The following is a 5655-nucleotide window of genomic DNA, read 5'->3' on the forward strand; positions in this document are numbered from 1 at the left end:
CCTGGGCGGCCGGGGCCTTCGTCGTCGCCGGCGCAGGAGCCGCAGCCGGGGCCTTGGTCGCCGGTGCCTTCGTGGCCGGCGCCTTGGTGGCGGGGGCCTGCTCGAAGCCCTGGGGAACAGGCGTCGACGAGACGGCGGCCTTGGTCGTCGCCGGTGCGGGAAGCGGACGGGTCGGCTGCGGCAACGACTTCGTGCCCTCCTCGATGTCGGCGTCGGCATCCGCTTCCACGTCGGGGCCGGTGGCGGTCGGAGTCGCGGACGGAGACGACGGTGAGGGGGCGGACGACGGGCTCTGCGTCGCAGACGGGGTGGCGGTGCCGGGTTCTGCGCTCGGGCTCGTGGTCACGGCGGTGCTCGGCGTCGGCGCGGCCTGGGGCTCCTCACCGCCGCCGGAGAACGCGGAGCCGATGGCCAGGGCGAGGAACAGCCCCGCCGCGGCGACGCCCGAACAGCCCAGACAGCCGAGGCAGCCGCTCTTCTTGGCGGGCTTGCCGTCCCCGGTCTCCGAGCGCGTGTCTGCGTGGCCCGACGCCGCCGCAGGCGGAATACCGGTGTCTCCGCCCCGGGAACGGGACGGGTACCAGGAGGGCAGGGAGGGGCGAGAAGGCTTCATTGCATTCCTCTGAACAAGAACCGGGGCCCACATGGGCGTCACCTGAGAGTCTACTCCCGAGCACCCGCACGAAACGCCGCAGGAGGGCGGTCTTGTCCAACGTCACACCGCAGGACGTCAGGCGGCCTCCGCCCGCTCTTCCCGTCCGCCCCGCACCGCCCGGGCCGCCAGCCAGCGGCTGACCACGCCCATGCCGAGCAGCTCGACGATCGACTGGGCCACCACGACGGCGGCGGCGAGCTCCCAGCCTGCCGGCAGGGCCAGGGCGATCGGCAGCACCACGAAGGAGTTCCGGGTGCCGAGCGTGCACACGAGGGTGCGGCGCTGCGGCCACGGCAGCCCGGCGATGTCCCCGGCCACCGTCCCGACCAGCACCGCGCACCCCAGGTAGACCACGCACACCAGCACGCCGACCCACAGCACCCCGGAGGCCTCCGCCACCGCCGGCGCATGGCCGGCGGCCACAAGGAACACCACGGCCGCCAGCAGCGGGATCGGCCACTGGGCCAACCGCTGCCGGCGCACCTCACCCTGCGGCGAGCGCCGCAGCACCCGCTCGAACAGGCTCGCCGCGAGCAGCGGCAGCAGCACCACGAGCACCGCGCCGGCCACCACCGCGGGGCCCAGCAGCGCCGTCCCGACCGCCTCGCTCTCGCCCCACAACACGGTGAACAGCCACACCCACACGGGCAGGGACACCAGCTGCAGCACGAGGTTCACGGGGGTGACGGCCACGGCGGCGGCCCGGTCGCCCCAGGACAGGTAGGAGAATGTGAGGAACCAGTCCGTGCAGGGCACGGCGAGCACCAGCAGCAGCCCCAGCGCCAGCGCCGTCACCTGCGCCTCGGACCCGACCAGCACCCGGCCGAACACCTCCACACCGGCTACCAGGCACAGCACGAGCACCGGCATCACCAGCCCGTTGGCCACCAGCACGGTGCCCAGCCAGCGGCGGTCTCGTCCCGCCGCGCGCACCCGCCGCAGCGGGGTCTGCACGAAGGTGGCGAAGAGCAGCGCCGCCAGCAGCGGCCACAGCAGCACGCCGGTCACCCCGCCGGCCGCAGGCACCAGCAGTCCCAGCACGGCACCGGCCACGGCCGCGCCCAGGTACAGCCACACCTGGTGCTGTTCCAGGCCCGACGGCGGCGCCGTCGCCTCGGCGGCCTGCGCCGTCGCCTCCGCCGGTGCCCCTGCCTGTCCCGTGGCCGGGGTCCGCCCGGGCGCCGGGGTGTGTTCCCTCCGCTGCTCCGGTCCCGTCACCCCCTGGACAGGGCCGTCGGGGTGCTGCTCAGACAAGGCGCTCCTGCACCCCGCCCTGCGGCGCGAGCAGCTCGGGCCCGTTGTTGCGGACGTTGCCCACGGCCGTGCCGACCGGGCGCAGCTCCCAGCTGGCGGCGACGGACTCGGCGCGCTCCACCACGCGGCCGACCAGGTCCTCGGCCTCCTCGGCCGAGACCAGCTTCACCGGCTCCAGCCAGGACTCCATCGTGGTCTCGTCCAAGGGGACGGGAAGGCGGTCGTGGAGCGCACCGAGCGAGGCGAGGGTGCCGTCGTCGTCCTGAGGATCCGGGGAGGCGCAGGTGAGGATGGAGCAGGACAGGACCCACGGGTCCTCCCCGCGGACCTCGGCCTCAGGGTCCTGCCACCACTCGTAGAGCCCGGCGAACCAGATCACGGGGCCCTCGCCGTCCCCGCCGCCGGCCGGGTGCACGTAGAACGGCTGCTTCTTCGCCGCCCTGCCGTCGGCGCCCTTCTGCCCGGGCTCGGGGGCCTTCCACTCGTAGTAGCCCTCCACCGGGACGGCGCAGCGGCGGGCGCGCACCGCGGCCCGGAACGTCGGCTTCTGCGCCACGGTCTCGGAGCGGGCGTTGAAGGCCCGGGACCCCACGGACAGCTCCTTCGCCCACGGTGGCACCAGTCCCCATCGGGCCACGTGGATCCGCCGGGTCACCGCGCCGTCGTCGTCGGCGTGGGCCACGAGGATCGGCACCTCGGCCGTCGGGGCCACGTTCCAGTTCTCGCGGAGCGCCAGCTCCTCGTCCGGGACGGCGCCTCCCAGGGCCACCAGGTCGCCGACGGCACGGGCCATCACGTACCGGCCGCACATGTCAGCGGCCCTTCCGGTCCCGGCCGCGCTCGAACAGCTGCCAGGCGATGCCGATCGCCAGGCCCATGATCGCCCAGCCGATCACGTAGCCCCCCAGCTTCTCGGTGCCCAGGCCCAGGGCCACGCCCAGGCCGACGCCGATCAGCAGCCCCACCAGCGGGGTGCGCCATTCGGCGAACTCCCCGCCTCCTGCGCGGCGGCCGGCGGGGCGCTCGTAGTCCTCGTAGACCGCGTACGGGTCGTCCTCATCCTTGCGTCGTCGGGCCACGGCGCTCCCCTCTCTGCTGTGCTTCCGCCGGTGCGGCGGCCGGTGCTCGGTCCTGGCGGTCGGTCCTCAGGATGCAGTCTCCCCTCTTCCGTGCGCGGGCGCCACATCCCACGCAGGCGAGGGACACCGGCGGACACCCCGTGCATCAGTTCCCGGCCCTGTGATGGGATGGAGGGAGCAATGCAGGCTGGACGCCCCACGCGGCGCGCACCGCCTCCGGCCGCCCTTCCGAGGAGGCCTGACCGGACGGCCGCGCACCGTCCCGTCCCGCCTGCACACCCCACACGAGAGGAGCCGCACGTGCCCCAGAAGGTCAAGGCCGTCATCGCCCCGGTCGAAGGACGCCCCCGTCGAGCTCACCACCGTCGTGGTTCCGGACCCGGGTCCGGGCGAGGCCGTGGTGGACGTCAAGACCTGCGGCGTCTGCCACACGGATCTGCACTACGTCGAGGGCGGCATCGGGGACGACTACCCGTACCTGCTCGGCCATGAGGCCACCGGCGTGGTCTCCGCCGTGGGCGAGGGCGTGACCAACGTGCAGGTCGGGGACACCGTCGTCCTGAACTGGCGCGCCGTCTGCGGCGAGTGCCGCGCCTGCAAGAAGGGCGAGCCGAAGTACTGCTTCTCCACCTTCAACGCCGAGCAGAAGATGACCCTGGAGGACGGCACCGAGCTGGAGCCGGCCCTGGGCATCGGCGCGTTCGCCGAGAAGACCCTGGTCCACTCCGGCCAGTGCACCAAGGTGGAGGGCATCGAGGGCGCGGACGAGCAGGCCGCCGTCGGCCTCCTCGGCTGCGGCATCATGGCGGGCATCGGCGCCGCCGTGAACACCGGCGAGGTCAAGCGCGGCGAGACTGTGGCCGTCATCGGCTGCGGCGGCGTCGGCGTGGCCGCCGTGGCCGGCGCGAAGCTGGCCGGCGCCACCACCATCGTGGCCGTGGACATCGACCCGAAGAAGTTGGCCAAGGCCGAGGAGCTCGGCGCCACCGTCACCGTGAACTCGAAGGAGCAGGACGCCGTGGAGGCGATCCGCGAGGCCACCGGCGGCTTCGGCGCGGACGTGGTGATCGAGGCCGTGGGCCGCCCGGAGACCTACGAGCAGGCCTTCTACGCCCGCGACCTGGCCGGCCGCGTGGTGCTGGTCGGCGTGCCGACCCCGGACATGAAGATCGAGCTGCCCCTGCTCGAGGTCTTCGGCCGCGGCGGCGCCCTGAAGTCCTCCTGGTACGGCGACTGCCTGCCGGAGCGCGACTTCCCCATGCTGGTGGACCAGTACCGCCTGGGCCGCCTGCCGCTGGATCAGTTCGTCACCGAGAAGATCGGCATCGACGAGGTGAACGAGGCCTTCGACACCATGAAGTCCGGCGACGTCCTGCGTTCGGTGGTGGTGCTCTGATGGCACGCATCGACCACATCGTCACCTCCGGCACGTTCTCCCTGGACGGGGAGACCCACGAGGTGGACAACAACGTCTGGATCGTCGGCGGCGCCGAGGAGTGCGTGGTGATCGACCCCGCGCATGACGCGCACGCCGTGTGGAAGGCCGTCGGCGGCCGCCAGGTGCTGGCGATCCTGCTGACCCACGGCCACGACGACCACATCCGTCAGGTCATGGAGTTCCGGCAGATGGTGGACGCCCCCGTGCTGATCCACCCGGACGACCGCATGCTCTGGGACGCCGTCTTCCCGGACGACGCCCCGGACGGCGCCCTCCACGACGGTGACACCTTCCGCGTGGCCGGCGTGCAGCTGGAGGTCCGCCACACCCCGGGCCACTCCCCCGGCTCGGTGTGCTTCCACGCCCCGGCCCTGGGCGAGAAGGACGAGGACGGCACCCCCACCGGGGTCGTGTTCTCCGGCGACACCCTGTTCGCCGGCGGCCCCGGCGCCACCGGCCGCAGCTACTCGGACTTCGACACCATCATCGAGTCCATCTCCACCCGGCTGCTGCCGATGTCCGATCGCACCGTGGTCCACACCGGCCACGGCGACTCCACCACCATCGGCGCGGAGTCCCCGCACCTGGACGAGTGGATCGCCCGCGGCCACTGAGGACGCGGCGAGGTGGGGAAGAATGGTCTGCCGTGACCATCCTCCCCGCCTCGCCCCCTCCCTCCGTGATCCTGCTCGGCGGTGCGTCGGGCTCCGGCAAGTCCTACCTGGCCCGGCGCCACGGCCGGCCCCACCTCTCGCTCGATGCGTTCTACCGTGCGCAGTCCGACGACGGAGCCGCGGGCGGGCCCGGCCCTGTGTTCCCGCGCACCCCGTACGGCGAGATCGACTGGGACCACCCCGGAACGTGGGATGAGCAGGCGGCCGTGGACGCCGTCGTCGAACTGCTCGAGGAGGGTGCCACGCGCGTGCCCGACTACGACATCTCCACGTCCTCCGTCCGCGGGCACAGCACCGTCGCGCTCGAGCCGGGCGGGGTGATCGTGGCGGAGGGCATCTTCGCCGAGCGCATGCCCGCGGCCCTCGACCGGGCCGGGGTCGGCTACGCGGCCTGGTACATCGACCAGGCGCGGACCACGACGGCGGCCCGCCGGTTCGTGCGCGACGTCGCCGAAAAAAAAACGCCGCAAAGCCGGTGCCGTTCCTCGTGCACCCCCCCCCCGTTTTTTCGGGGGCCCTGGTCCCTACATCGGACGGACTCGGCGCGCCGGGCGG

General features: G+C 73.2%; 5 protein-coding genes and 2 pseudogenes. 3 read left to right on the forward strand and 4 right to left on the reverse strand.

The window, feature by feature from the left end; genetic code table 11:
* The 4 genes and pseudogenes from AC2W7A_RS08645 to AC2W7A_RS08660 all read right to left on the reverse strand — a co-directional run.
* Positions 1-613: pseudogene (locus tag AC2W7A_RS08645) on the reverse strand (hypothetical protein); the annotation flags it as partial.
* Positions 614-730: 117 nt separating this feature from the next.
* Positions 731-1909, reverse strand: coding sequence for an arsenic resistance protein (locus tag AC2W7A_RS08650; protein WP_485991003.1), 1179 nt, complete (start codon positions 1907-1909; stop codon positions 731-733).
* Entirely contained in the window at positions 1902-2720 is an 819-nt protein-coding gene (locus AC2W7A_RS08655) for an SOS response-associated peptidase (protein WP_485991004.1), read from the reverse strand. Before AC2W7A_RS08655 ends, AC2W7A_RS08650 begins: the two co-directional genes overlap by 8 nt.
* Before the next feature lies 1 nt (position 2721).
* A complete protein-coding gene (locus tag AC2W7A_RS08660; protein WP_485991005.1) occupies positions 2722-2988 on the reverse strand; it encodes a hypothetical protein in 267 nt (88 codons plus the stop codon).
* Between the two features lie 300 nt (positions 2989-3288).
* Here AC2W7A_RS08660 and AC2W7A_RS08665 point away from each other — a divergent pair.
* From AC2W7A_RS08665 to AC2W7A_RS08675, 3 genes and pseudogenes are all read left to right on the forward strand, one after another.
* A pseudogene (locus AC2W7A_RS08665) lies at positions 3289-4384 on the forward strand (S-(hydroxymethyl)mycothiol dehydrogenase).
* Positions 4384-5040 carry an MBL fold metallo-hydrolase gene (locus AC2W7A_RS08670; RefSeq protein WP_485991006.1) on the forward strand — a complete coding sequence of 219 codons (657 nt, stop codon included), beginning with the start codon at positions 4384-4386 and terminating at the stop codon, positions 5038-5040. Before AC2W7A_RS08665 ends, AC2W7A_RS08670 begins: the two are co-directional and overlap by 1 nt.
* Positions 5041-5072: 32 nt before the next feature.
* Positions 5073-5655: uridine kinase family protein (locus AC2W7A_RS08675; RefSeq protein ID WP_485991007.1), on the forward strand; the 583-nt coding region annotated here is incomplete at its 3' end.

The sequence above is a fragment of the Micrococcus sp. LASM2_SD2 genome, assembly GCF_057364565.1.

Excerpts from the sequence above, each read along its gene's own strand:
- AC2W7A_RS08655 (WP_485991004.1), bottom strand. The coding sequence starts at position 2,720 with ATGTGCGGCCGGTACGTGATGGCCCGTGCCGTCGGCGACCTGGTGGCC.
- AC2W7A_RS08670 (WP_485991006.1), top strand. The coding sequence starts at position 4,384 with ATGGCACGCATCGACCACATCGTCACCTCCGGCACGTTCTCCCTGGAC.